The organism is Pseudarthrobacter enclensis (genome assembly GCF_001457025.1).
GTDB lineage: Bacteria > Actinomycetota > Actinomycetes > Actinomycetales > Micrococcaceae > Arthrobacter > Arthrobacter enclensis.
In genome coordinates this window covers 183,191-208,834 of the sequence record NZ_KQ758604.1, presented here as the reverse complement: position 1 = coordinate 208,834, position 25,644 = coordinate 183,191, and the positions used below count along the sequence as shown (strand labels likewise).

Sequence of the window (25,644 nt, the reverse complement as noted above, 5' to 3'; positions counted from 1 at the left end):
CCTGCCTGGAAAACGGCGCCTGCTCCAGCCCCGTATGACTGGCAAAAATTCCCCTTATGTGCCTTATGTCATATTCGGCTATCAGTCTGTACTCTGTGAACCGGCTGGTCTTATTGGATTACAAAATCTGTAATTCCCTGTACCACGCCCGTCGTTTCCGGCCCTCCAATCCTGACTGGCCGGTTCATCGTGAAAGGGTGCACGTGAAATCAACTGGAAAAAGCCCTGTAAGGGCCAGTGGATTCCGGAGGGCCGCCGCGTTCTCTGTCGGAATCCCGCTGCTCCTCGGCTCAGTGGCAGCCACGCCGGCAACGGCGGCCCCCTCCGCCGGACAGGTTCCGGCGGTCCAGAAACAGGACCTTGATCCCAAGGACTACCAGGCCGGACGGTACATCGTGGTGATGACCGAAAAGCCTGCCGCAACCTATGCCGGCGGCACCGGGGATCTCCCGGCCACCAAACCGGACACGGGCAAGAAGCTCGACGCCGGGCGCCCGGAGGTGCAGCGCTACCAGCAGCACCTGGAAAACAACCAGCGCGAACTCGCCAAGGACGAAAGCGTCCAGATCAAGCGGAACTTCACTGCCGCCATCAACGGTTTCACCGCCGACCTCTCCGCCGACCAGGCGCTGAAGCTGGCCAGGGACCCGAAAGTCCTGATGGTTGCCCCGGACACCGAGAACGCTCCGGATTATTCCACCACCGACTTCCTGAACCTCTCCGGCCCCCAGGGCATTTGGAACAGCACCTTCGGCGGCACCGACAATGCAGGCAAGGGCGTAGTGGTGGGCGTCATCGATTCCGGTTACACCCCCTCCAGCCCCTTCTTTGCCGGGTCCGAGGTCAAGCCGCTGACCGGCAACCCCGAAGTCGGCGTGCCCTACCGGACGGCGGACGGCAAGATCGCCATGCTGAAGGCCGACGGCGACACCTTCCTGGGCGAATGCCAGAAGGGAGAAGGGACGGGGGCCGACTTCGACGGCACCGCCTGCAACTCCAAGGTGCTCAGCGCCCGTTACTTCGCCGACGACTTCAAGAAGTACGTCCCCCCGGCCAACCGGGCGCCCGAAGAACGGCTGTCTCCCGTCGACGTGGGCAGCCATGGCACCCACACCGCCAGCACGGCGGCCGGCAACGCCAACGTCCGCGCCAACCTGGGCGGCCGGGACATGGGCATTACCGGCGGTGTGGCCCCGGCAGCCAAGCTTTCCATCTACAAGGTCTGCTGGGAGGACACGGATCCCAACACGGGCGGCTGTTACAGCTCCGCGTCCGTGGCGGCCATTAACCAGGCAATCCTGGACGGCGTGGACGTCCTGAACTACTCCATCTCGGGCAGCACCTCCACCACCACCGATCCGGTGGCGCTGGCCTTCCTTTCGGCGGCGTCCGCAGGCGTATTCGTCTCCGCCTCCGCCGGCAACAGCGGCCCCACCGCCAGCACGGTGAACCATGGAGCCCCCTGGCTCACCACGGTTGCCGCTTCCTCCTTCTCCACGGAACTTCAGGGGACCGTGGAGTTCGAGGACGGCAGCAAGTTCCGCGGCGCCAGCCTGATGGCCAACAACGTGCCGGCCAGCCCGCTGGTGCTTGCCGCCTCGGCCGCGGCGGCCGGAGCTGCCAGCCCTGAGCTGTGCGGGCCCAACACCCTGGACCCTGCCAAGGTCTCCGGACGGATCGTGGTGTGCGACCGTGGAGTCATTGACCGCGTGGCCAAGAGCGCCGAGGTCAAGCGCGCCGGCGGCGTAGGCATGATCCTCGTCAACGTCACGCCGTCCTCCGAGGACGTGGACCAGCACGCTGTTCCGACCGTGCACGTCAATCCTCCGGCCACCCAGCAGATCAAGGACAAGCTGGCGGCCAACCCCGCCATCAAGGCTGCCCTGGTGAACAAGGACAGCACCGGCCTGCCGCAGGCTCCCCAGCCGCAGATCGCTGGATTCTCCTCCCGCGGCCCTCTCCTGGCCACCGACTCCGACCTCCTGAAGCCGGATGTCGCGGCTCCGGGCGTGGCAGTGCTCGCCGGTGTTTCGCCCATCGGTGAGGGCGGTGCCCAGTTCGGCATGATGTCCGGCACGTCCATGGCTGCGCCGCACGTTGCCGGCTTTGGTGCCCTGGTCCTTGGAAAGAACCCCACCTGGTCTCCGGCCACGGTGAAGTCCGCCATGATGACCACCGCCTCGGACGTCAAGAACGCTGACGGCAGCCGCAACACCGACGTCTTCGCCACCGGCGCGGGCCAGGTGTCCGTCGCCAAGGTCCTGGATCCGGGCCTGGTGTATGACGCCAATGACACCGACTACCTGAGGTTCATCCAGGGGACCGGACTGGACCTTGGCATTCCTGACCTGGGCAGCACGGCGCCCCGGGACATGAACCTGGCCTCGTTTGCTCTGGGTTCCCTGACCGGCAGGACCGAAGTCACCCGCACGGTCACGGCCCTGACGCCCGGAATCTACCGCGCCCAGGCGAACGTTCCGGGCGTAAAGGTGACGGTCACGCCGTCGGTGCTGAACTTCAGCGCGGTGGGCGAGAAGCGCACCTTCAAGGTCAGGTTCGAGAACGCCGGCGCCCCCACCGGACAGTTCGCCATGGGAAGCCTGGCCTGGCAGGGTGCGGGCAAGACCGTCACCTCGCCCATCGCCGTCCGGCCGCAGTCCGTCGTCGCGCCGGCCAACGTTGCCTTCAGTTCCACGGGCGGCACCGGCCAGGGCACCATCCCCGTGGTGTCCGGCACGAATGCCCCGGTGAGCATGACCGTGGACGGCCTGTCCAAAGCCGATTCGACGGCAGTCGAACTGGTTCCGGGGCCGCTGGCCCTGGCAGGCAACGCCTCCAACGCCATGAAGCAGGTGACGGTTCCGGCCGGTTCGCCGTTGGCCAAGTTCTCTGTTTTCTCCTCGGACGAGAACGCCGACTTCGATCTCTTGGTCTTCACCCCGGACGGAAAGCAGCTTGCCTCCCAGACGGTGTCAGCCAGTGAGTCGGTCTCCGTCAGCAACCCCAAGGCCGGCGTGTACACGATGTTCGCAAACCTCTACGCGAGCCCCAACGGACAGCCCACCAAGGCTTCCCTGGATGCGGCGGTCCTGGGCGCGAACGTCGGCAACGCATCCGTCAGCCCCAACCCGCTGCGCCTGCCGAACGGTACGTCCGGTGACGTGACGTTGTCCTGGCGGAACCTTGAACCCGGTTCGTACATCGGCCGGGTGAACTACTCCGGTGGGGCTGTCCCCACGTTTGTCTCGGTCGTCGTGACTCCGGGCACCAGTGCCTCGCTGCCGGATGATGAGCAGACTGATCCAAACAAGAAGGACAAGAAGGACAAGGTCAAGAAGGAAAAGAAGAAGAAGGAGTTCCAGGACGAGTCCGGGAGCGCTGACCTTGGCGTCTAGGGCCGTTCCCTCGGAAAACCTCTCGTAAAAAGCACGGCAGCAAGCGACACAACGGCAATGGCCGGCGGATCATCAGATCCGCCGGCCATTTCCGTGATGCCGGTGTCCCGTGCTCCGCTAAGCCACCCGGACGCCTAGGTCCTGCCTGCAGTACCGGCGGTTCCACCCAGCAGCGGCGCGAGGGCACGCCAGCGGGCAATCTCGCAGCCGTCGGTGAGCGTCAGCGTGGTGTGGACCCGCCTGCCGCCGAAGGTGCCCGTAACAACCGCCTGCTGGGGTCCGCCGTACTGCTGGGTGCACAGGCGCGGGGGACCCGGAACGGGGAAAAACACCGCTTCCCCGTTCCTGAGGACTGCATCGAGGGCGGCCTGCGGATCCGGCACGGTGGAGCCGGACGAGAGTTTGCCGTGGACGGCCCGCAGGGTGAATTCGTGGTGGGGGCCGTCGGGGGTTTCACTCAGGGTGACCGCCAGGTCCAGCGACCGGGGGTCAGGCTGCTCCGCGCTCATGGTCCTGTCCTTCCTCCGGGGCCAAGTCCGTCGCCGCAGACAGGGAGCTCAAGGCAGAGGCCAGCCTGTTGCGGAGGACGGCCGCTTCCCGGGCAAAGCCCCGCTGCCGGGAAACGTAGTCGGCTTTTCCGTCAGTGGTTTCTATCCGGATGGGCGGATAACCCCAACCGGAGAGGTCGTACGGCGACGCCTGCATGTCCATGGCCCGGATCCGCCAGGACAGCTCGAAGCAGTCCATCACCAGTTCGCTGGGAAGCGCGGGCAGCAGTTTATAGGCCCATTTGTAGAGGTCCATGTTCGCGTGCAGGCAGCCGGGTTGCTCCAGGTGCCGCTGTGATTCCCTGGTGGGCCGCAATTCATTGAGCGGAGACGCATCCGGCGTGTAAAAGCGGAACGCGTCGAAGTGGGTGCAGCGGATCCGGTTCTCTTCCACCACCGCGTCCGTGCCGGCGGCGCCCAGCCTCAGGTCCAGGTATTCGTGGCGGAGTTCGAACTTGTCCTGGTGGTACACCATGGCCCACTCGTGCAGGCCGAAACAGCCGAACTGAGCCGGCCGGGCCGCCGTTCCCCGCAGAATGATGTCCGCGAAAGCCAGGGCCTCGCGGCGGTCGGCCAGGAAGGCGCCGCGGTCAAAGGCGGCCGCCGTGCTCCCGGCGGGCAGCCCGAGGGAGGCGAGTTCGCCGTCGTCGAGCAGGCGGTAGTGTTTCCAGGCGCGCCGTTCCCCGGCTGCGCTGCCGGTGAGGACGGCGCCTGCGCCCGGATGCCAGCGGCGCAACTGACCCGGCTTGTGCGTGTAGTACGTGAAAAGGAAGTCCTCCACCGGGTGCTTCATTCCGGCGGAGCGGCGTTCCAGGTAGGGGCCGGCGTAGCGGTCCACGCGCCGCCGGTGTGTTTCTTCCCGGGCCTGCCACTCGTCCGCCGCCAGGACCCTAAACTGCTCCACCGGCTGCTCCAAGGACATCCTTCGCCGCTTCCCAGGCGCTGATCTCGCAGCCGTTGGTCCGGGCAAAGGAGGAGTCGACGGCGGTTCCATCCACTATGCCGGTAACGGTGGCTTTCTGGGGGCCGCCGTACTGCTCGGTGCAGGCCTGGTCCTTGCCGGGCGCGGAGTTGTTGAGCAGTGCGGCGTTCTTTTTCAGGGCAGCACAGGCGGCGTCGGCGGCAGGGTGGTTGCTTTCCGCCGCAGGTTTGCCGGATTCACACACCAGCGTGTAGTTGACAGCTGCCGCGCCTTCGCCGGGAAGCACCGTAATGGCCAGTTCTGCATTGCCCTGCCCGGGGCCGGTCGGCAGTGCGGTGGGAGCGCCCGGAGGGGGTGCAGGCACGGTGGTTTCGGTGTCCGGCGCGGGGCTGGTGGATGACGCCGTCCCGCTCGCGGACGCCGTTGCGGACGGGGATGTGGAGGGGGATCCCGGAGCCGGGGAAGAGGACTGGTTCCCACCGCCAGGGGTGCCCGTGCACGCCGTCAGCAGCCCGGCGGTGATGGCCAGCGCGGCCGCGGAGGGCCACAGGCTGCGCATGGTCCGGGCCTTCGTCATGGCTCGATTCTATCGTCCCCGGCGGGTGCGGAGGTGGCGGCGATGAGGCTCATCATGGTGGCGTGCAGCTCGGTGACCTGCGCGCGGGTAAGGCCCAGCCGGTCCATCATGGTGCCCGGGACCTTGAGGGCCTCCTGCCGGAGGGCGGCTCCCGCAGGCGTGAGTTCCACCGCCAGGGCGCGTTCATTGCCGTCAGCGCGGCGCCGGCTGATGAACCCGGCGGCTTCCAGGCGGCGCAGCAGCGGCGAGATGGTGGCGGGTTCCTGGGCCAGGGCCTCGCTGATGTTCCGGACAGTCCGCGGGCTGGTCTCCCACAGGGCCAGCATCACCAGGTACTGCGGATGGGTCAGGTTCAGCTTCTCCAGCACGGGTTTGTAAGCTCCCACGACGCTGCGCGATGCCACGGTCAGGGCAAAGCACAACTGGTGTTCCAGGAGCAGGTCGTCTTCACGGGTTTCCTCTGCGGTGGTCATCAGCCCTCCAACTGTTAGTGCACTAATAATTAGCGTACACTTTTCGTAGGTATCATGTCAGATGAAAGGAAAGGTTCATGGCCAGGCGCAACACGGAAGACAGGGGCAACGCTTCCCAGCGGTTCATGCGGGCCACCGGCAAGCTGCGGGTGATCTTCGGGCCGGCCAACCGCTCTTCGCTCGGGCATGACATGACGGAGGAGAACCGCAGGCTGCTGGCACAGAGGCAGGCCGAGACCCAGCAATGGGAAACCGTCACCAGGCCGGACGGCAGCACCTACGTGGTTCCCAAGGACCCGGGCGACAAGTCGCTGCGCTGACCTGCCGGCACCGCCCTGTTGGGGAAATCGACGGGGCGGCGGGCCGCCGGAATCCCGGATCCTTTTGCACCGCCCCGGCGTAAAATAGGGGCACCGGCCCCGGGCGGGACCGGCGGCTCATTTCCTCACACCGGGGAAGGGGGTGGGAAACAGTGGCACACGTACTCAGCGGATTCATGAGCATGACCGACCGGCTCCGCTTCTTCTTCGGTCCTGCGACGCGCCTCGACGCCGACACTCCGGTGCTTCACAAGCACGACGAGTTCGAACAGGCATCGGAGGAGGACCTTTCGCACTTCGTGGTGGAAACGGACTCAACCGGCCACCATTACGCCGTCCGGCGTGAAGACCTCGAGCGGGACAGCTGACCTGTTCCCGTCCCGGCCTGCCGGCCCTCTGCGGTTTGGCCCCCTCAAAACGGAAAGCCGGGTTTCCGTCCATAATGCGTGGACGGAAACCCGGCTTTAGCTTGCCCGGTGCAGGTCAGCGGCCGGTGCCGCCGTAGACGGTGGCTTCCTTGTCACTGTCCAGCTTGAAGGCCTTGTGGATCACGCGCACGGCTTCATCCAGGAGATCGGCGTGGGTCACCACGGAGATCCGGATTTCCGAGGTGGAGATCATGTTGATGTTGATGCCGGCGTCCGAGAGTGCCTTGAAGAAGGTGGCGGAGACGCCCGGGTGCGAGCGCATGCCGGCACCGATCAGGGACAACTTGCCGATCTGCTCGTTGTACTCGATGGTTTCGAAGCCGATTTTGTCCTGGGCGGCGTGCAGGGCCGCCAAGGCGTCCGCACCCTCGACGATGGGCAGCGTGAACGAGATGTCCGTCTTGCCGGTGCCGTGGGTGGACACGTTCTGGACGATCATGTCGATGTTCGAGTGCGCGTCGGCGATGACCTGGAAGATCGCGGCTGCCTTGCCGGGAATGTCCGGAACGCCAACGACCGTGACCTTGGCTTCCGAGCGGTCGTGCGCAACGCCGGAGATGATTGGCTGCTCCAAGGCAACTCCCTCTTGTGTGGTGATCTTGTCTTCGGCGCTGGGGATGACCCAGGTGCCTTCGTGCTGGCTGAATGAGGAACGGACGTGCAGCGGCACGCCGAACCGGCGGGCGTACTCGACGCACCGGAGGTGCAGGATCTTGGCGCCGGACGCCGCGAGCTCCAGCATTTCCTCACTGGAGATGGTGTCCACCTTCTGGGCGGACGGGACTACCCGGGGATCAGCGGTGTAGATGCCGTCCACGTCCGTGTAGATTTCGCAGACATCCGCTTCCAGGGCAGCGGCGAGGGCCACGGCCGTGGTGTCCGAGCCGCCCCGGCCCAGGGTGGTGATTTCGTTGGTGGTGCGGCTCATGCCCTGGAACCCGGCCACAATCGCGATGTTGCCCTTGTCCAGGGCGGTGCGGATGCGGTGCGGGTCGACGTCGATGATGCGTGCCTTGCCGTGGATTCCGTCGGTGATCATGCCGGCCTGGGAACCGGTGAAGGACTGGGCGGATGCGCCCAGCTTGTTGATGGCCATGGCCAGCAGCGCCATCGAGATGCGCTCGCCGGCGGAGAGGAGCATGTCCATCTCGCGGGCAGGGGCGGAATCGGTGACCTCTGCGGCCAGATCAAGGAGCTCGTCGGTGGTGTCGCCCATGGCGGATACCACCACCACAACCTCGTTGCCGGCCTGCTGGGCCGCGACCACCCGGGCGGCCACGCGCTTGATGCCGTCGGCGTCGGCGACGGAGGAGCCGCCGAACTTCTGCACAATGAGCTGTTTGGTTACCGCACCGGCGGCGGGCAGTCCTTGCGGCTGCGTGGCATTGTGCACTTCGGTGGTGGGCGTACTCATGGCGCGTACCTTCATCGGATCAGTTGGATTTCTGGAGGCCAGGAGCCTGGCGGCGCGGCTTCCTTCGACAGTTTATCGCCGCCCGGACCGCCCCGTTGAATTGTGACCGAATGCCGGCTCCCGGACCGGCCGCATACAGGGTCTGGACACCCCGCCGGGGCTGGCCCACGATGGAGGCAGCTGTAACCCAACAGGGGCGCAGGCCGCCCGGTGCCGCGGGCGCCGGTGCCCGACCCGGAAAGGTGGATCTCCGTGGCCGATGACCGGCATTCTCCGGGAAGCTCCGCGGCGGAGCCGTACTTCGAACCCATTGGGGACCGGAGGGGCGTGCCGGGCCAGGGCGTCGACGGGGCCGGTGTTGCGTGGGAGGACGACGGCGGTGAGCCGCCTGCGGGACCAGGCTTCCGGGCGGTGGCACGTGCCGGAGTGGAGGACTTCCGGGGCGGCCTGCGGTCGCTGCCGTTCTGGGCTGCTGCAGCCGGCACAGCCTGCGCCACGTGGGCCGTCGTGGGGGTCATGGTCTGGCTGGTGGGCGTTATTGAAGAGGACCCGGCCGGATGGGTTGGCGGCGGACAGTTCACCGCAGCCCTGGCGTCCCTGCTGCTGCCCACGGCGGCAGCACTGCTGGGGATGCAGTGGGGCCTTGGCGGCGTTCGACGGATCGGCGGGCGTGAGGAACAGGCAGCCGCAGCACTCCCGGCCTTGATTGCCGCTGCGTTGCGGGGCATGGTTTTCGCGGTGCTTGTCCTGGCGGGCCTTTCGCTGCACGCAGCGGTTGCTGGTGTACCCGGAAGTGTTGCGCTCTACGCTGCCGGCATCGCGGCGGTCGAAGGGGCGCTGTTTGGCGCGATGGGGGCGGCGCTCGGTGCGCTGGTGCGGCAGCCGGCCATCGCCGCGGCGGCCGGCTGGCTGCTGGCCTTGCTCCTGGTGGTGGGGACTGTTGCCGCGGCCACGTTCCTGGTCCCTGTGGTGCGGTCCGAGGAGCCGGTGACCGTGGCGCTGAATGTTGAGCGGGCCACGGACGGCGCTCCCGTGGCCTACACGTGTTCGCGGGTGCCCGCCGGAAGTGCCGAGGTGTACCGGACCGAGCGGATCATGTGGCTCCCCGCGGCGAGCCCTGCCGTGGTGCTGGTCATGCTGGTGGGGGATTCGGGCGGCGGGCAGCAGCTCTTCGGCTGGCTCGCCACCGAGCTGCAGAGGGCTGCCGACGGCACCCAGGTGCCTTGCGTCAATGGTGAGCCGCGCAGCATGGACGCAGCGCACGTGCCGCTGCCGGCCGTGGGACTGCTGCTGCAGGCTGCCCTGACCGGCGTATTGCTGGCCGGAGCGCACGCGGCGGAGTCCCGTCGTCGTACTTCGTCCTGAGGCGGCCGCGGCCGCGAAGGTGGACGCAGCGGGAGGCTGAGGACTTCCAGTCAGCTCAGGGCGTTCCGCCGGCCCTCAAACGCGCGGCCCAGCGTGACTTCATCCGCGTACTCTAGGTCTCCGCCCACCGGCAGGCCGGACGCCAGGCGGGTGACCGTAATGCCGATGGTCTTGAGCATCCGGGCCAGGTAGGTGGCCGTCGCTTCGCCTTCCAGGTTGGGGTCCGTGGCGATGATGACCTCCTGGATGGCGCCATCGTTCAACCGGGTCAGCAGCTCACGGATCCGGAGCTGTTCCGGACCCACACCGGCAATGGGATTGATGGCTCCGCCGAGCACGTGGTAGCGCCCGCGGAATGAGCGGGTGCGTTCCACGGCGAGGACGTCCTTGGACTCCTCCACCACGCAAATCACGGCGGGGTCCCGGCGGGGATCCCGGCAGATGTTGCACAGGTCCTGCTCCGTGACGTTTCCGCAGACCGTGCAGAATTTGACGCGGTCCTTGACGGTGGTGATGGCGTCCACCAGTCGCTTCATGTCCTGGGGATCTGCTTCGAGGATATGGAAAGCCAGCCGCTGAGCGGACTTCGGTCCCACCCCGGGAAGGCGTCCGAGCTCGTCGATCAGCTCCTGGACAGCACCTTCGTACACAATTCCCTCTTTAGCTTGACGTTGTTTGCGGGCAGATCAATGGCTTCAGCCGGCGTGCCGGGCCGGGGTGCGGGTCAGTAGCGCGGGGCGATGGGGCTGCCGTCGGCCGAGCGCTCCTCGATCAGCTTTCCGCCCAGAATACGCTCCACGGCCGCCCGCCCGAACACACCCGATTCCTCGATGGTTTCGTCGTCGGCGCTGGGGATGTCCTGCACGTAGGTGACGGCCGCGGTGGCCGCCCGTGCCGGTGCCTTGGACCGTCCGGCTTCGGCCTCCGGGCTGTTGGACAGCCTCTGGTAGAGGCTTTGCCGCGCTGACGCGGCCGGACCGGGGGATGATTCCCGGGGTGCCTCGGCCGGCGACTGGACCGGCGATTGGACCCGTGCCGGGGCCGGGGCAGATGTTGTGGCACCGGCCGGAGACGATGCGGGGGCCGGTGCCTGCGCGGGCGCCACGGTTGCCATGGCATACTCGCGGGCCACAGCCGGTGCTGTGGTTCCGCCACGGGACGGTGCCCCTGCCGGATCCGGGTTGCGTGCCTGTCCGGCTGCCGCCGTGACCGGAATGGACGGCGGTATCTGGGCGGTCGCCGGCTCATAATGCGGGACGGCGGTGCCACCCGTGGCGGCGGAGGTTCCCTCCGATGCCGCGCCTGAGCCTGACGCGGCGGGCTTCTTGTCCACGTTGCTCTCGGTTCCCACCACCCAGACTCCCGGCGCCTGCTCCACTGCCCGGGTCCAGGGGTCGTGGGGTGCGCCCGAGTGGCTGTCCGGACGCTGGCTGTCCGGACGCTGGCTGTCCGGATGTTGGGCGGCCGGGGCTGGGCCGGAGGTTTCGGGCCGCTGGGCCGACGGGGCCGCCGGCGCGGAGGACGTGACTGTTCCGCGGGCATGGCTGGACTGGTTTGCCGGGCCGGACGCGTTCGCGGGGCGGGTCGGGTTCGCGGAGTTGGACGGTGTCCAGTCCATGGGAGGTTCTTCCTCCAGCGGGGGAGCGTCCTCATCGCGGGGCGGACCCCAGTCATCATCCGAGTAGGAGTAGTCGCCGGCAAGGTCCGGGTAGGAATCCGGGGCTTGGCCGACCCCGCCCCGCCCGGTGGCAACCTGTCCAGTTGCCCCCTGACCAGTTGTGCCCTGAACAGTTGTGCCCGGTCCAGTTGAGCTCTGTCCGGGCGCGCCGTACCCGGTGCCCTGACCAGCTTCACCGGTGGCGGCAGACCCTGCAGGTCCCATGGGGCCGGCTGCAACGGCGGGCACGCCGGAGCCGTCCTTCATGAGACGGCCGGACCCGCGTGAACCGGCCCCGCCGGACCCGGGCAGCCCGGAGTCCTCACGGCGGTCACTCTCGGAGACCCCGTGGCCGCTGGCCGCCATTGTCAGGGAACCCGGGCGGCCGGCAACCGGCTGGTCCCCCTGGCCGGAAGGCCCGTCACCTCGTGCAGGGGCACTGCCCGTGCCTGCGGCCTGCGCGGCCACCGGAGCGGGCGCCAGGCCCCAGGCCACGTCAGCCGAACTGGCCGTGGCCGCCTTGCTGACGGGTGCTTTTGGGTTTGGCTCAGCGCTCGCTCGGCCTGCGCCCGCCGCCACAGCGTTGATCTGGCAGTCGATGCCCACTGTTTTGTGGATGGCCTGCCGGAGGTTGTCGGAGTGGTCTGCACGGCCGAAAGCGCCGGCCAGGCCTGCCGTGGTGAAGCTTAGGGTCAGGACGGTGCCGTCGTAGGCGCTGACCTGCGCATTCGGTTCCACCAGGGCCCAGGTGCTGCGTTTGATCCTGGACAGCGTCTGCAGGACATCCGGCCAGGCCCGGCGCAGTACCTCCACGTCGCCCACGCCTGCCGGTCCTGCCGGAGCGGGGGTCGCGGGAACTGAGGCCGGGCCTGCCGACGGAGTTTCCGCGGCGCTGTTTCCGGCAGGAGCGGTCCGTGCCGGGCCGGACGCAGCGGCGCCGGTGTCCGCAGGGGTCCTGGTGCTTTCACGGGAGGCGTTTGCTTCGGGTTGGGGCTGTGAAGTTACGGGCGCGGACTGCCCGTGCGTGCCTGCTGCCTCCGGTGACTGTTCCTGAGTGGCCGGGTGGGCGGCTGCCGGCGGGACGGGGGGCTGCGACGGGGCCTGGGCAGGAGAGGTGCCGGCTGCGCCGGGGGTGCCGGTGCGGCTGCTGTTGGGACGGCCGTTGCCCTGTTCCACAGGCCAGTCGTTGGTGCTTACCCGTGGGGCCGCCATCGGTGGCCGGTCCCCGGACACCGCCGCCGGGTCCGCAGCGCTTGCGGGACCGTGCCCGCCGGCATTGTCCTGGCCAAGGCCAGGCCGAGGGCCGGACTCCTGGACGGACGGGACGCGGGACGATGGAGCCTGCCCGGACGAGGGATCCGCAGCCGCTGGCAGTGGCGTCGAGGAGGGTGGAATCGGGGCGGGGGCGGCAACCGGAGCGGCACCTGGGGCGGGGGCCACACCCTGGCCGGCGGGAGCACCGACGTCGTTCCCGGCGTAGTTCAGCCGGCGCTCAACGCGCTCGATGCGCGCCGCCATGCCACGCTCATTCTGGTCCGAGCCGGGCAGCAGGATCCGGGCGCACAGCAGCTCAAGATGCAGCCGGGGGGAAGTGGCCCCCGTCATTTCGGTCAAGGCTGTGTTGGTGACATCCGCCGCCCGTGAGAGCTCGGCAGCGCCGAGGCTGTGGGCCTGGTTCTGCAGTCGGGCAATCTGGTCGGCCGGCATCCCCCGGAGGATCGCCTGCGCGCTTTCCGGCATGGCCTGGACAATGATCAGGTCCCGGAACCGTTCCAGCAGGTCCTCGACGAACCGGCGGGGATCGTGCCCCGTCTGGATCACGCGGTCCACTGCGCGGAACACCGTGGCGGCATCTGACGCAGCGACGGCCTCGACGACGTCGTCCAGGAGTGACGCGTGCGTATAGCCGAGCAGGGCGACGGCGAGTTCGTAGTCCAGGCCGTTGGGCCCGGCGCCCGCCATCAGCTGGTCCAGGACGGAGAGGGAGTCACGGACGGAGCCGCCGCCGGCGCGGATGACCAGTGACAGCACGCCCGGGGCCACGGGGACGTTCTCCTGGCCGCAGAGCTGTTCCAGGTACGCCATCAGCGGCTCCGGCGGCACCAGCCGGAACGGGTAGTGGTGGGTGCGCGAGCGGATGGTGCCGATCACCTTGTCCGGCTCCGTGGTGGCAAAGATGAACTTGATGTGTTCCGGCGGCTCTTCGACGATCTTCAGCAGGGCGTTGAACCCCGCCGAGGTGACCATGTGGGCCTCATCGATGATGAAGATCTTGTAGCGGTCCCGGACCGGGGCGAAGGTGGCGCGCTCGCGGAGGTCACGGGCATCGTCCACGCCGCCGTGGCTGGCGGCGTCGATCTCGATAACGTCCAGCGAGCCGGAGCCGCCGCGCGCGAGTTCGACGCAGCTGGGGCACACGCCGCAGGGCGTGTCCGTGGGGCCCTGCTCACAGTTGAGGCAGCGGGCCAGGATGCGGGCGGAGGTGGTCTTGCCGCAGCCCCTGGGACCGGAGAACAGGTAGGCGTGGTTGACCCGGTTCTTGCGCAAGGCCGTCATCAGGGGACCGGTGACGTGCTCCTGGCCGATGACGTCCGCGAATGAATCCGGGCGGTACCTGCGGTAGAGAGCGGTAGTAACTGTCACAGGAAAAACCCTACCAATCCGGGCTGACAACAGCCGCCCTGTGGGGGAATAGTAAAGACCCCCCATGCACCCGCCAGAGCCCGTCTACCCTTGCTACCTTCCGGTCCTGGGGGAGTTCAACAGGATGACGCCACATGAGGGGCCGTCAGATACTTTACCCGAACATCGGGCTCTACTCGAATCGGCGCCGCTCAGCGCCAGCCCTTCACCGGCCAGGTCATGAACGCCGGTTCCTCGTAAGGGTGTGCAGCCCGCAGGGCGGCCACCACGGCGCCGAGCCGTCCCTCTTCGACGACGCATTCGATCCGGTCCTCAGCCACTTCTTCGGCGGTCCCCGCCTGGCCAATGAAAGGGCTGGCGCCTGGCTGCGGAGTAAAACGGCCCGTGCCGGGCGACACGAAGGAACAGTGCGAGTAATTGCCCAGCCTGCCGGCGCCGGCGTCGCCGATGGCTTTCAGGACAAGGTCGGTGTGGGTGGCGGGGGAGTAGGCCACCAGCGCATGAATCTTCATGGTTCCATCGTGCCAATCCGCGCCCCGCCAGGGGCCGTTGTCCGTTGCTTATCACCGCAGTGGCCGGGATCATGGGCATGTACACCGATTGGGCAATCCAAGGTTGTGAGCTGCGGGGCCTGGCTGGGCGGGCCGGACCCGGCAGTTCAACGGTGTCCGGTGGAATGGGCGCATTGGGGGCGCCCATTTCTGGTGTGGAGCAGGGCGCCGGAAGGCCCGGAAAACGGCCGATTGGGCGTTGCGCGAAACATCAGGTACTCTAGTATCTGCTTTTGGTTCAAGAGCAGCTGGAGAATTCGCCTAGCGGCCTATGGCGCACGCCTGGAACGCGTGTTGGGTTAACGCCCTCGGGGGTTCAAATCCCCCATTCTCCGCCGGTTGAAAGCCCGGCCCGGATATCCGGGCCGGGCTTTCGCGTTTCCAGTGGCAAAAGCCGTCAGGCATCCGCAACGGACAGTCCCAGCCTCCGCAGCCTGGCCCGCGCCGCCAGCTCACTGGGTCCCCGGGGACCCAGTGCAAGGCGTACGACGCCGAGGACGGCCTTGGTGGCAAGCCTCACCGGCAGCGGGAACGGGCCCAGCCGTGGAACAGACAATCCCAGCATCTCCCGGTACCGAGGCTCAAGACTGTAGACCGCCCCGGCAAACAGGATCCGGTAGCCCGGACGAAGTATCGGATGCAGGGGCGCGTTCCGGATGAAGTCCACCGTCTCCGCCACCCGTTCGTCGGCCCGCAACTCGCCGCTGCGGTACCAGCGGTCCAGCTCGTCCCGCATGGCCGACTCCGTCAACGGTGGCCGGTCAACACCCATCAGCCGGCCGGCCTGCGCCCACTCGCCAACATATGCATCCGGTCCGCCGGGAATCCTGCCGCCCCACAGCTTGTGCGAGGCCAGGAAGGCGTCCGTGAAGGCGAGGTGGATCCAGGAACCAAGCCGGGGGTCGTTCGCGCTGTAGCTGCGCGCCCCGCCGTCGTTGGCGTGGTAGGTCCCCTGAACCGGCGCGTGCAGCCGACGGACCCGGCCGGATGCCTCCTCGGCAGCTTCCCGCGAACCATAGGTCACAGTGAAGATCCAGCGGATGGTGTGTGCCAGCCGGCCCAGCGGATCGTCGCGGAAGTTCGAATGCTCGTGAACGCCGGCCAATGCTCCCGGGTGGAGCGACTGCATCAGCAGGGTCCTGATGCCGGCGACGATCGGGGACATGGAGCCGTGCACTGCCCACACGGCCGAGCCCGGAAGGTGGTATCCGGGATCGTCGCCGTCCTCGAGGCGCAGCGCCCAGTCAGGGGGCGCGTCGGAACGCCCTGTGAAGGTCTTTTTGAGTTCTTCCTGCCATTTCCGGAGAAAGGTCCGCATATCCCATTGTGGCCCGGATCATTAGGGGCAGGGCCTCCTGGCCCCGGGTTATCCACAGAAACCCCGCACCCTGCAGTTAGGGGTTCACACCGCAGCGGACGTGTGGTCCCATGGGAGGTACCGTCAAGACAGCGCGGGTGGCTACCTTCCGGAGTCAGACAATTGGGCAAGCATTGGGGAACCGGCATGGGCGAAAACCCCCGGCGTTTCAGCGTTCCCGCTGCACGTGTGCTGGCCGCCGCCGGTGCCCTGGCCCTGACGTTCGGGGTGCTCAATGCTGCCGGGCCCGTCACGGCGCCCGTCCCTGTGGCCGCCACGGCGGCCCGGGGCACAAGCGGCTCCCCGGGCGGCGCAGGTACTCTTCTGCCTGGCGCTTCGGCACTGGATGTCCCTCCGTACGGCAAGGTGGGGCCGGGTTCGTTGGCCCCGCTTATCCTCACCGACCCCGGCATTCCGGTGGCTTTTCCGCGACCCCAGGTGGGCAGCACGGGCGCCGGCGGCCAGGCCACGGTGTCAGTGGGCCTGACGGGTATCGGCCGGCCGCCCGCGGGATTCCTGATGGCGCCGTTGGCGTCCCTGGACCCCAGCTCGCCTTTCGGCTTCCGGACGAGTCCGCTGACGGGCTCAACAGGAGATTTCCACCTCGGCCAGGACTACGCAGCGCCCTGTGGAACCACGGTGTACGCCGCGGATTCCGGCGTGGTCCGGGCTGCGGGCTGGCATCCGTGGGGCGGCGGCAACCGGGTGGAGATCGACCATGGCGACGGGCTGATCACCACCTACAACCATCTGGAGTCCATCGCAGTCCGGACCGGGGACACAGTGCAGGTGGGCCAAGCCATCGCCCGGGTGGGCTCGACCGGGTGGTCCACCGGCTGCCACCTGCACCTTGAGACCATCCTCGACGGCCGCTACGTCAGCCCCCAGGGATGGAGCCTGATGACGCTGCGTGCGCTCGAGGCAGCATCGCCGGAGCCACTGGTGTCCTTCGCCCCGGGCCAGGGAGCTTCCGCCGGCGCTGCCGTGTGGACCATCCCCGTGGGAGTAGGTCCTGACCCGGCCTCGGGCCAGGCCGAGGCACAAAGCCCGGCAGCGGCCCCCGCGGAGCCGTCACCGTCACCGGCCGAACCCCAGCCGACCGGAACGGTACTGCCGCCGCCTGGAGCACCGCAGACGCCTCCGCCCGCAACGCCGTCCCCATCTCCTTCGCCGACACCGACCCCTTCTCCTTCGCCGACACAGTCCCCGTCCCCGACGGCTTCACCAACGCCGACGGGGTCGCCGACGCCGTCTGGGTCGCCGTCGCCATCTCCGACGCCGACGGGGTCGCCGTCGCCATCTCCGACGCCGACGGGGTCGCCGACACAGTCCCCGTCGCCCACCGCATCGCCTTCGACCACCACGGCTCCCACGGCGTCCCCGAGTCCGACCCGGCCTCCGGCCAGGGCGCCGCGGTCCTCCCCGACTCCAACGTCGTCGCCGGCCCCGACGCAGAGCCCCGCGCCGACCCCGACGCAGAGCCCCGTGCCAGCGCCGTCGTCGTCACCGACGGTTACGACGACTGCCCCGCCCACCCCGGCGCCGACGCCGACCGCGCCTCCCACGGCGGCCCCATCCTCACCAACGGCTGACCCCGCGCCCACCGGGACCGCCACTCCGGAAGCCCCCGTGCCGCCGTCGGCAACCGGCACTGCCCAGCCCAACTAGTCACCCCGCGGGGTCCGTCCAGCAAACACGCAGGCGGGACCAGTACCTTGGGTGGTCGGCAACGAACCACCGGCATGGACATCTACCCGAGGACGCAACCCGTGGCACCCCTGTATCCCATTCCCTTGACCCTCAACGACGGCACCAACACCGACTTTGGCCAGTTCAAAGGGAAAGTGGTGCTCGTGGTCAATGTCGCCTCCAACTGCGGTTTCACCCCGCAGTACACGGGCCTGGAGGCGCTGTATGGCAAGTTCCGTGACCGCGGCTTCGAGATCCTCGGGGTCCCCTGCAACCAGTTCGCAGGCCAGGAGCCGGGCACTGACAGCGAGATCGCCGAGTTCTGCGAGCGCAATTTCGGGGTGTCCTTCCCGCTGACCGCCAAGGCCGACGTGCGCGGCAGGAACCAGCATCCCCTCTACGCGGAGCTGACGAAATTCAAGAACGGAATACTTCCCGGGCTGGTTAAGTGGAACTTTGAGAAGTTCCTGGTCAACCGCGACGGCGTGGTGGTGGCACGGTTCGCCCCCACCGTCGAGCCGGATTCGGCAGAGGTCATTGACGCCATCGAGGACGCGCTCGGCTGAAATTCACCCCAACAACCGAATTTGCCCTGCAGAAAGCGCAGTTTTCGCAGATTTTTCCACATGGGCTACGGTGATTCGCCCAAAGTTTGCCATTTGTCTGATTGGATAAAGGCTACTGAAGGGTACAAGGGAAGCGCCGTTTCCCACCGACCACAGAGGCAGCAATGGAGCACATCGAGGCCGAGCATCCGCGGCCACGCCATTTCCTACTCCACCTGAGCGATCCCCACTTGTTGGGAGGTCCGGAACCCCTGTACGGCGTCGTTGACAGCGAAGCACGCCTCATCCAGCTCTTCGAAGAGGTCAAAGCGTCCGGGGCCCGGCCTGAGGCCGTCATCTTCACCGGCGACCTCGCGGACAAGGGCGATCCCGGGGCGTACGCCAAGCTGCGGGCCATCGTGGACCCCGCCTGCCGGGAGCTGGGCGCGCAGGTCATCTGGGCGATGGGAAACCACGACAACAGGGCCAATTTCCGCGAGGGCCTGCTGGACGAACCCCGCACCGACGCCCCCGTGGACAGGAGCTACTTCATCAATGGCCTGCGGGTCATCACCATGGACACCTCCGTTCCCGGGTACCACCACGGCGAACTGAGTGAGGCGCAGCTGGAATGGCTTGGCAGGGAACTGGAAACACCTGCGCCCGACGGGACCATCCTTGCCCTGCACCACCCGCCGGTGCCGTCCGTCCTTGACCTGTCCGTCCTGGTGGAACTCCGCGACCAGGCCACGCTCGCCGCGGTGGTGCGGAATTCTGACGTCCGCACCATTCTCGCCGGGCACCTGCACTACTCCACCACCGCCACGTTCGCCGGCATCCCGGTGTCGGTTGCCTCCGCCAGCTGCTACACGCAGGACCTCAACGTCCCTGTGGGCGGCACCAGGGGCCAGGACGGCGGCCAGGCCTTCAACCTGGTGCATGTTTACGAGCACACCATTGTCCACTCGGTGGTCCCGCTGGGCACGTCGACGACGGTGGGCGAGTATGTGCCCGCGGAGGAGACTGCACGGCGGCTCGCCGCGGCAGGGGTCCGCATCCCGGAAACCACCAAGCAGCGCGGCGGCGCCAGGATGGGCGCGGCTACCGGGCGCTGACGGCCCCCGGAAGGGCCACGGCGCTGGTGCCGCGCCGTGGCACGCGCGGGCTACTTCTCCCAGGGCGCCTTGATGGGGAAGTACTTCTCCAGGAAGTCCGTGACCAGTTCTGCCCGTTCGTCGGCTTCGACTTCGGGGAAGCTGCCGTCGTTGAGGCAGAAGAAGTCCATGTTGCGCTTGGACAGGAGCTTGGGCAAGTACTTCAGGCCTGCCCGCATGGTGGTGTCCACGTAGCGGACCTTGGCGGCCGTCTGGGTTACCGCGCGTCCGGTCAGCAGCGCGTAGTAGTGGTAGAACGAGTTGGTTACGGAGATGTTGTCCGCGGCCCGGAACCGGCTCGCGGCGGTCTTCCGGAACTCCTCCGGGAACTCTTCCTCCATCTTGGCGACCAGGCTTCGGCGCAGCGGTGCCGCGGTGTGCTCCAGGTGGCGGGTGGTGATCCGGCCGAACCTGTTCCACAGCAGCTTGCGGTTGACCCGCGCAGCGTTCTCGAACCCGCTGCGCTCCGCGGCATTCTCGCCCAGCCCGATCCGGGTTTCAGCCTCGATGAACTTGGTGATGCCGCCTGGGGTGAAGAACAGGTCCGGACCCACCGGCCGGCCAAAGAACATGTCGTCATTGGAGTACAGGAAGTGTTCCGAGAGCCCTTCGATGTGGTGCAGCTGGCACTCCACCGCCTGCGAGTTGTGGGTGGGCAGCACCGAGGGATCGGAGAAGAACTCCTCACTCCGGACGATGGTCACCGACGGGTGGTCGGCCAGCCATGCGGGTGCGGGGGAGTCCGTGGCGATGAAGATCCGGCGGATCCACGGGGCAAACATGTACACCGAGCGCAGCGCGTACTTGAGCTCGTTGATCTGCCGGAACCGGGCCTCGTGGTCGTCCCCCTCGCCCAGGACGGCGTCCTTCTGCTGGGCGCGGCGCGCGGCGATGTACTCGGGCGAGCTCCCGTCCACCCAGGAGAAGACGATGTCCACGTCGAAGCTGATGTCGCTGGCGTGGTCGGCGAACATGTTCTCGATGGTGGGCCAGGTGTGGCCGTAGCGTTCCACGGTGCCCCGGACGGCGTCCTGCCGCAGCAGCGTCCTGCGGGTCAGGGAGTTCTCGATGGGCAGGATGATCTGTTCGCCCTCGAAGGACCAGAGTTCGATCTGCACGCCGGCTGAGGCGCCGAATTCGAAACCTCCCACGGGCTCCACCCGGGGACGGTACAGGCGGAAGATGCGCGCCTGCCGGTTCGACGACAGTTCGCCGTCCGCCACCAGGACGGAGGTCTTCTTCTTGGCGTCCACCGTCATGGAGTAGAAGGGTTCGTCGCGGCACGCCTCAACGAGGGCGGCCCTCAGCTTTTTCCGGTCCTTCCAGCCCAGTGCGATGACCGGCCGGTCGTTGTTGCCGCGGACCAGGAGATAGGCGAGACCGGCGTTGGCCAGCACGTTGCGCAGGAACAGCAGGTCCTCCACCATGGCCTGGTAGGGGGTCCTGGTGTCGTTGATGAGGGCGTAGCGGCCCTTGTGCCAGAGGACGTCGGTACGGAGCCTGAAGCGCTGTCCGGCTTCCGCCGAGGTCACCTCGGCATGGTGCTCCTCCTCGATGGAGGGCTGTCCGGCGTAGTAAACCTCATCCTGGACGGGTGCTTCTGCGATGGTGGTCTCCGTGCTGGTCAAAGTGAGCCTTTCTACCTGCATGATAAGCCGGATGGGGTACGGCCGGGGTGGCTTGCCGGGGTGCCGCAGGGAAGCGGTTGGTAATGCGTTTTACGTGGCCCGGCCGCGGGGCCGGATTTGGCATGTCCGGGGCGGCGATGGCGCCGCGTGCCGGGGAACTGCTGCGTCAGGCGCCCAGTGCCTCGCGCCAGCTGCGCAGGAAGGCGCCGCCGGCATCGTCGTGGATGGTCGAATCGTCCAGTCCAAGGTCCGCCGCGGTCAGGATATCGTACGGCTTGGCCGGGACGCCGTCAGCAGGCCGGACATCCACATGCTTGACTGGGTGGTCGTTGTGGTGCAGCCAGTCCGCCATGGCGTAGTCGGTGCGGGAGTCGCCGACGGTCCGCCAGGCTTCCGGTGTGATGCCCTGGGCGGCCAGCAGTTCAACCGCCCGGCTGGCCCCGAGGTCCTTGCCCAGCCGCACCGACTCAATGTCGGTGGAAATGATGGTGGGATCCACGCGGTAGTCCACCTCGTCGTCGGAGTTGGGCGCGTGGTGGCCCAGCCGCACCACCCCAAGCCCGTGCGTGGCCATCAGTTCCACGGCAGCGGCGTCGAAGAGCTTCTGCTCGGCCAGGTAGTCCGCGCTGGCCACCTCGATGTGCTGTTCCACGGACACCATGGCCCGTTTGGTTTCGTCGAAGAACATGTGGTCGGCATAGTCCTTTGCCACCAGCCGGCGGATGTCCTCGCCGTAGGCGGCCGGAACAGCCAGCTCCCGGTCCACATGGACGGGGCCGGGACCGGCGGAGGTGAAGCTGAACCAGACGGCGCCCTTCTCGCAGACGGCGTGGACCACGGTGCCGTCCGGGATGCCCCCGGCCAGCATCGGCTCCATGACCTGCTCCCGGATGAACGCGTCGGAGCGGCCGGTGTTGAAGATGACCGGGATTCCCGCGGCGGCCAGGGCCACCAGGTCCCCGATGATGTCCGGCTTGACGTCCCGGGTGACGGGGCTGGCCACCGGGCCGTCCACATCCAGCAGCAGCGCCAGCGGCGGAGTCGACGGCAGCCGGGCTGCGGTCACGGACACGGCGGAGGCTTCGGATGCTGTCATGGCACCATTCTCTCAGCTGGCCGGGAAAGTCCCGCTTCAGGCACCGAAAGTTCGCAGCGTGTGACATGGTCACCGTTTGGCCACAACCTACCGGCGGTACGGCCGGGCACTTCCGCTGCCCTTGGCAGGATGCCTAGGGTGGCATGGTGATATTCAAAGCTGTGGGTGAGGGCCGCCCTTACCCCGACCATGGTTACAGCACGCCCAAGGACTGGGCCTCGCTGCCGCCGCGGCCGGTCCGGCTGGACGAACTGGTAACGACCAAACGCACCCTGGACCTGGAAGCGCTGCTGGCGGAGGACTCCACGTTCTTCGGCGACCTCTTCCCGCACGTGGTGCAGTATCAGGGGACCCTGTACCTGGAGGACGGGCTGCACCGCGCAGTCCGGACCGCCCTGCACCAGCGCACCGCGATCCACGCCCGGGTCCTGGTGCTCGATGGCTAGGCAGCGGAAGCCGCAGGACGTCAGCGTCCTGCACGGACACCACGTGGTCACCGGGCAGGAGCTGCGGGCCACGTTCGAGGCCAACCGGAACGCCGATGACACCGCCCGGGTCCGGCGCCGCGTCCTGCACGGGATTGTCCTGGTGCTCCTGATCGGCCTGATCGCCGCGGGGATCATCACGGCCCTGGCCATCATCAACGGCAAATTCAGCATCCCCACGGCCGAACCGGCCCCGAAGGCCGCCACCGCCTGCCCCTCGGCAACCTACGACTACACCCCGAATGAACAGGTCAACCTCAACGTCTACAACTCCACCAGCAGGCCGGGGCTGGCCCGCACTGCCGCAGACGAATTCCTGGCCAGGAAGTTCGTGGTGGGCGCCGTAGCCAACACCGAGGCCGGGTACCGGGGCGTGGCGGCAGTGATTTCGGGAGCAGCCGGGCAGTCCGCAGCCTTCACGGTGCAGCGGAACCTGCCGGGCTCTGACTACTTCCAGGACGGCCGCCAGGACGGCAGCGTCGACGTGATCCTGTCACAGGACTACCGCTCGCTGGCACCGCCGGAGCTCGTGGACCAGACGCCGGGCACGCTCAGTTGCCCGAGGGAAAGCCGGCGGGTGGCGGACGACGACCTGTGGCCAGTGATGCCGTCGGCGGCGCCGGGCAGCTAACGCCCGGTGCCCTATCAGTTGGGGTCGTTAAAACCTGTTTTTGGGGACTCGAAGTGATGGGGCAACTCAGCCTGCCACGGCGCGAAGGGGCGCCACACGCACGGGCCGCCCTTCGTCGTCGAACCTTGCTCCCGCACCCAGCTGGATGAAACGGACCGTCCGGGCGACGCGCGCTTCCAGTTCCGCCGGCTCGTCGCTACCCCTGGCTGCACTGGAGGACAGGGTGCCAAGGATCAGCTGGGCCTGCTGGCCCACGTCCGCCGGCGGCAGGTAGCCCTGGTCCATGCCATCCTGCAGGATGCCCTGCAGGAGCACGCTCAGCTCGCCCACGTGGTCCGCGAGTTTGGCAAAGGACGACGGCGACAGCACGGCGCCCATGGCAGGTCCCGGCGGCAGGTGGCGGCGGGTGAGGTCCTCCACTTGGGCGCGCACGTACAGGGCCAGCCGCTCCACCGGATTGTCCAGCCGGCTCAGCGACTCCCGCAGCTCCGCAAGGAATTTCTCCGTCTCCTCCAGGGCGTAGGAGATCAACAACTCCTCGATGTCCGCGTAGTAGTTGTAGACGGCGGTGCGGCCCACGCCCGCATGCCGTGCCACGTCAGTCATGGTGAGCCCGGGAAGCCCGTGGGAGAAAAGGAGTTCGCCGAACGCCGTCAGGATGCGGCGCTGTGTATCGGCGCGTTGCGCTGCGTTGGTGGCCGCTGAGATCCTTGGCATACAGACACTTTACCGCGATGTGTCACCAAACAGGGAGAGTGCCCCGCGTCAGACGCTGCAGCCCTCCGGCCCGCAGGCGTCCCCGTCACCGGCGTTGACCAGGACCAGCGGGTTGGCGTCCTGCCAGGCCTGGTCCAGCGCGGCGCTGAACGTCTCGACGGGCTGTGCCCCGGACAGGCCGAACTTCCTGTCAATGACGAAAAACGGGACGCCGCTGATGCCCAGGGCGCGGGCCTCCGCAGCGTCGGCACGGACATCATCGGCGTACTTGTCGGTGGTGAAGAGCTCCTCCACCGCGGTCTCCGGAAGGCCGAGGTCCCGGCCCAGCGCGGCCAGGTACTCCCGGCTTCCGATGTCCTTGCCGTGCTCGAAGTGGTCGCTGAGCAGGCGTTCCTTGGCGGCGTCCTGCTTGCCGTGGGCCGCCGCCAAGTGGATCAGCCGGTGCGCGGTGAAGCTGTTGGCCACCACGACGGTGTCGAACCGGTAGTTCAATCCCTCGCCCTTGGCCTGCAGGGCCACATGCTCGAACATCTGGGAAACCTGCTCCGGAGCCATGCCCTTCCGGGTGCTCAGGTAGTCCAGTTCGGTGCCGTCGTAGTGCCCGGGCAGGCCGGGATCCAGCTGGTAGCTGCGCCACGTTACGTCAACGGCATCCCGGTGCGGGAAGGCCGCCAAGGCAGCTTCGAAGCGGCGCTTGCCGATGAAGCACCACGGGCACGCAACGTCGGACCAGATCTCAATCTTCATGGACTGCATAACCCTGGCCTCCGGGACGTCATTCCGCGCGGCAGTGTGAGATACCCCACGGTAGGTCTTGTGGCGCGCCGCATCCTGCGCAATAGTCTGATCAGAGGTCAAGCAAAGGCCGCACAAACCCGAACACGCCACCGCGGCACCGCCTGCCGCGGCGGGGTGGCGCCCGGCCTGCTGGGGAGCCCGGCCTGTCTCACCTGGGAGGCCAGGATGCGTATTGGTCTGGTTTCAGGACCGTGGATTCCCGTACCGCCGGAAACCTATGGCGGCACCGAACGGGTGGTGGACACCCTGGCCCGGGGCTTCGCAGCAGCCGGACACGAGGTGCTGCTGGCCGCCCCCACCGAGAGCCGGTGTCCCGTTCCGCTGGTTCCCGGCATGCGTCCGGCGGACTACGCCGGCCTGGGCACGAGCCTTTCGGAGCTCAGCCACATCGTCCGGGCTTATGAAGGCCTGCAGGACGTCGACATCATCCACGACCACACCCTGGCAGGCCCGCTTTACCTGCACCGGCCGCGCGGGGTGCCGCTGGCCGCGACGATGCACGGACCCCTTAACGCCCAGGCCGCGGACATCTTCCGTGCCATCGGCCGGCACGGGGCAGTGATCGCCATCTCCCGCGACCAGGCATCGCACGCCCCCGACGTTCCGGTGACAAAGGTCATCCACCACGGCATGGACCTCTCGGCGGTTCCCGTAGGCACCGGCCGCGGCGGTTACCTGTGTTTCGTGGGCCGGGCCTGCCCGGACAAGGGCCTGCTTGAGGCCATCAACATTGCCCGCGCCGTGGGCATGCACCTGAAGATCGCCGTGAAGATGCGGGAACCGGACGAGGTGCGCTTTTTCCGCGAAACCGTCGAACCGATACTCGGGCCCAACGAGGACTTTGTGGGAGAAGTGGACGACGCCGCGAAGTACCGGCTGATGGGGGAGGCTGTGGCCTTCCTGAACCCCATCCAGTGGTCGGAGCCGTTCGGGCTGGTCATGATCGAGGCGCTGGCCACCGGGACTCCCGTCGTCGGAACCGCAGTGGGCTCGGCGCCGGAAATCGTGCGGCACGGGCGTACGGGCTTCCTGGGGAAGACAGGCGACCTGGCCGGGTTCGTCCCCGCCGCCGCGGCGCTGGACAGGGCCGCCTGCCGGCGGGATGTGGAGGAGCGGTTCAGTGCCGCCCGCATGGTGGCCGACCACCTGCAGCTCTATGCCGACCTCCTGGAAACGAGGCCCGTCGGAGGGGTTCCGGAAGCGGTCCGGGTGCACCAGAATCGATAGGGCAGCAGTGCTTCCCGGACGCTC

General features: G+C 67.8%; 23 protein-coding genes, 1 tRNA gene, 1 other RNA gene and 1 pseudogene. 11 read left to right on the top strand and 15 right to left on the bottom strand.

The genetic code is table 11. From position 1 onward, the window contains the following. The first annotated feature begins 65 nt into the window (after positions 1–65). Positions 66–3,395, top strand: coding sequence for a S8 family serine peptidase (locus tag AS031_RS14820; RefSeq protein WP_228379645.1), 3,330 nt, complete (start codon positions 66–68; stop codon positions 3,393–3,395). Positions 3,396–3,529: 134 nt separating this feature from the next. Here AS031_RS14820 and AS031_RS14815 read toward each other — a convergent pair whose 3' ends face one another. From AS031_RS14815 to AS031_RS14800, 4 genes are read right to left on the bottom strand one after another with little or no spacing between them, the layout of a single operon-like run. Beyond that, positions 3,530–3,904, bottom strand: coding sequence for a hypothetical protein (locus AS031_RS14815; RefSeq protein WP_058268922.1), 375 nt, complete (start codon positions 3,902–3,904; stop codon positions 3,530–3,532). Further along, positions 3,885–4,865: a hypothetical protein gene (locus AS031_RS14810; protein WP_058268921.1), complete on the bottom strand. Its 981-nt coding sequence runs from the start codon at positions 4,863–4,865 to the stop codon at positions 3,885–3,887. Before AS031_RS14810 ends, AS031_RS14815 begins: the two co-directional genes overlap by 20 nt. Next, on the bottom strand, positions 4,834–5,442 hold the full coding sequence (locus tag AS031_RS14805) for an SSI family serine proteinase inhibitor (protein ID WP_228379644.1): 609 nt from the start codon (positions 5,440–5,442) through the stop codon (positions 4,834–4,836). Before AS031_RS14805 ends, AS031_RS14810 begins: the two co-directional genes overlap by 32 nt. Further along, on the bottom strand, positions 5,439–5,915 hold the full coding sequence (locus AS031_RS14800) for a MarR family winged helix-turn-helix transcriptional regulator (RefSeq protein ID WP_058268920.1): 477 nt from the start codon (positions 5,913–5,915) through the stop codon (positions 5,439–5,441). Before AS031_RS14800 ends, AS031_RS14805 begins: the two co-directional genes overlap by 4 nt. Positions 5,916–5,992: 77 nt before the next feature. Here AS031_RS14800 and AS031_RS14795 point away from each other — a divergent pair, with 77 nt between their 5' ends. Next, positions 5,993–6,235, top strand: coding sequence for a hypothetical protein (locus tag AS031_RS14795; protein ID WP_058268919.1), 243 nt, complete (start codon positions 5,993–5,995; stop codon positions 6,233–6,235). 152 nt (positions 6,236–6,387) lie between these two features. Then, a complete protein-coding gene (locus AS031_RS14790) occupies positions 6,388–6,603 on the top strand; it encodes a hypothetical protein (RefSeq protein WP_058268918.1) in 216 nt (71 codons plus the stop codon). 115 nt (positions 6,604–6,718) lie between these two features. Here the strand turns inward: AS031_RS14790 and AS031_RS14785 are convergent, their stop codons facing one another. Further along, positions 6,719–8,077 carry an aspartate kinase gene (locus AS031_RS14785; protein WP_058269045.1) on the bottom strand — a complete coding sequence of 453 codons (1,359 nt, stop codon included), beginning with the start codon at positions 8,075–8,077 and terminating at the stop codon, positions 6,719–6,721. A gap of 252 nt (positions 8,078–8,329) precedes the next feature. On the opposite strand from AS031_RS14785, the gene AS031_RS14780 reads away from it, so the two are divergent. After that, complete coding sequence (locus AS031_RS14780) at positions 8,330–9,442, top strand: hypothetical protein (RefSeq protein WP_228379643.1); 1,113 nt, start codon at positions 8,330–8,332, stop codon at positions 9,440–9,442. A gap of 50 nt (positions 9,443–9,492) precedes the next feature. Here the strand turns inward: AS031_RS14780 and recR are convergent, their stop codons facing one another. The 4 genes from recR to AS031_RS14765 form a co-directional block, all read right to left on the bottom strand. Further along, positions 9,493–10,092: a recombination mediator RecR gene (gene recR / locus AS031_RS14775; RefSeq protein ID WP_058268917.1), complete on the bottom strand. Its 600-nt coding sequence runs from the start codon at positions 10,090–10,092 to the stop codon at positions 9,493–9,495. Positions 10,093–10,166: 74 nt separating this feature from the next. After that, entirely contained in the window at positions 10,167–13,742 is a 3,576-nt protein-coding gene (locus tag AS031_RS14770) for a DNA polymerase III subunit gamma and tau (protein ID WP_074446993.1), read from the bottom strand. A gap of 50 nt (positions 13,743–13,792) precedes the next feature. Further along, positions 13,793–13,889: signal recognition particle sRNA small type (gene ffs, locus AS031_RS19580), an RNA gene on the bottom strand. A gap of 44 nt (positions 13,890–13,933) precedes the next feature. Next, positions 13,934–14,254 (bottom strand): YqfO family protein, encoded by a 321-nt coding sequence (locus tag AS031_RS14765; protein WP_058268915.1) that lies wholly within the window; start codon positions 14,252–14,254, stop codon positions 13,934–13,936. Positions 14,255–14,543: 289 nt separating this feature from the next. On the opposite strand from AS031_RS14765, the gene AS031_RS14760 reads away from it, so the two are divergent. After that, positions 14,544–14,628, top strand: a tRNA-Ser gene (locus AS031_RS14760). 62 nt (positions 14,629–14,690) lie between these two features. Here AS031_RS14760 and AS031_RS14755 read toward each other — a convergent pair. Beyond that, on the bottom strand, positions 14,691–15,611 hold the full coding sequence (locus tag AS031_RS14755) for an oxygenase MpaB family protein (protein WP_058268914.1): 921 nt from the start codon (positions 15,609–15,611) through the stop codon (positions 14,691–14,693). A gap of 186 nt (positions 15,612–15,797) precedes the next feature. Here AS031_RS14755 and AS031_RS20275 point away from each other — a divergent pair. After that, a pseudogene (locus tag AS031_RS20275) lies at positions 15,798–16,475 on the top strand (M23 family metallopeptidase); the annotation flags it as partial. 47 nt (positions 16,476–16,522) lie between these two features. On the opposite strand, the gene AS031_RS20205 reads toward AS031_RS20275, so the two are convergent. Beyond that, positions 16,523–17,215: a hypothetical protein gene (locus AS031_RS20205; RefSeq protein WP_228379651.1), complete on the bottom strand. Its 693-nt coding sequence runs from the start codon at positions 17,213–17,215 to the stop codon at positions 16,523–16,525. 177 nt (positions 17,216–17,392) lie between these two features. Between AS031_RS20205 and AS031_RS14745 the strand changes: the two genes are divergently transcribed. After that, entirely contained in the window at positions 17,393–17,905 is a 513-nt protein-coding gene (locus AS031_RS14745; RefSeq protein ID WP_058268913.1) for a glutathione peroxidase, read from the top strand. 164 nt (positions 17,906–18,069) lie between these two features. Beyond that, entirely contained in the window at positions 18,070–18,999 is a 930-nt protein-coding gene (locus AS031_RS14740) for a phosphodiesterase (protein ID WP_058268912.1), read from the top strand. Between the two features lie 50 nt (positions 19,000–19,049). Here AS031_RS14740 and AS031_RS14735 read toward each other — a convergent pair whose 3' ends face one another. Then, entirely contained in the window at positions 19,050–20,687 is a 1,638-nt protein-coding gene (locus AS031_RS14735) for a stealth family protein (RefSeq protein WP_058268911.1), read from the bottom strand. Between the two features lie 145 nt (positions 20,688–20,832). Continuing rightward, a complete protein-coding gene (locus AS031_RS14730) occupies positions 20,833–21,762 on the bottom strand; it encodes a Cof-type HAD-IIB family hydrolase (RefSeq protein ID WP_058268910.1) in 930 nt (309 codons plus the stop codon). A gap of 146 nt (positions 21,763–21,908) precedes the next feature. Between AS031_RS14730 and AS031_RS14725 the strand changes: the two genes are divergently transcribed. Both AS031_RS14725 and AS031_RS14720 read left to right on the top strand, forming a co-directional pair. After that, on the top strand, positions 21,909–22,208 hold the full coding sequence (locus tag AS031_RS14725) for a type II toxin-antitoxin system VapB family antitoxin (RefSeq protein WP_176716556.1): 300 nt from the start codon (positions 21,909–21,911) through the stop codon (positions 22,206–22,208). After that, positions 22,201–22,878, top strand: a complete 678-nt coding sequence (locus AS031_RS14720) for a LytR C-terminal domain-containing protein (RefSeq protein ID WP_058268908.1) — start codon at positions 22,201–22,203, stop codon at positions 22,876–22,878. Before AS031_RS14725 ends, AS031_RS14720 begins: the two co-directional genes overlap by 8 nt. Positions 22,879–22,944: 66 nt before the next feature. Here AS031_RS14720 and AS031_RS14715 read toward each other — a convergent pair whose 3' ends face one another. Beyond that, positions 22,945–23,595 (bottom strand): TetR/AcrR family transcriptional regulator, encoded by a 651-nt coding sequence (locus AS031_RS14715; protein WP_058268907.1) that lies wholly within the window; start codon positions 23,593–23,595, stop codon positions 22,945–22,947. Positions 23,596–23,643: 48 nt separating this feature from the next. Then, the gene (locus AS031_RS14710) at positions 23,644–24,342 is read right to left on the bottom strand and encodes a DsbA family oxidoreductase (RefSeq protein WP_058269043.1); all 699 of its coding nucleotides are present in this window, start codon (positions 24,340–24,342) and stop codon (positions 23,644–23,646) included. Between the two features lie 216 nt (positions 24,343–24,558). Between AS031_RS14710 and AS031_RS14705 the strand changes: the two genes are divergently transcribed. Further along, complete coding sequence (locus AS031_RS14705; protein ID WP_058268906.1) at positions 24,559–25,620, top strand: glycosyltransferase family 4 protein; 1,062 nt, start codon at positions 24,559–24,561, stop codon at positions 25,618–25,620. Positions 25,621–25,644: the final 24 nt, after the last annotated feature.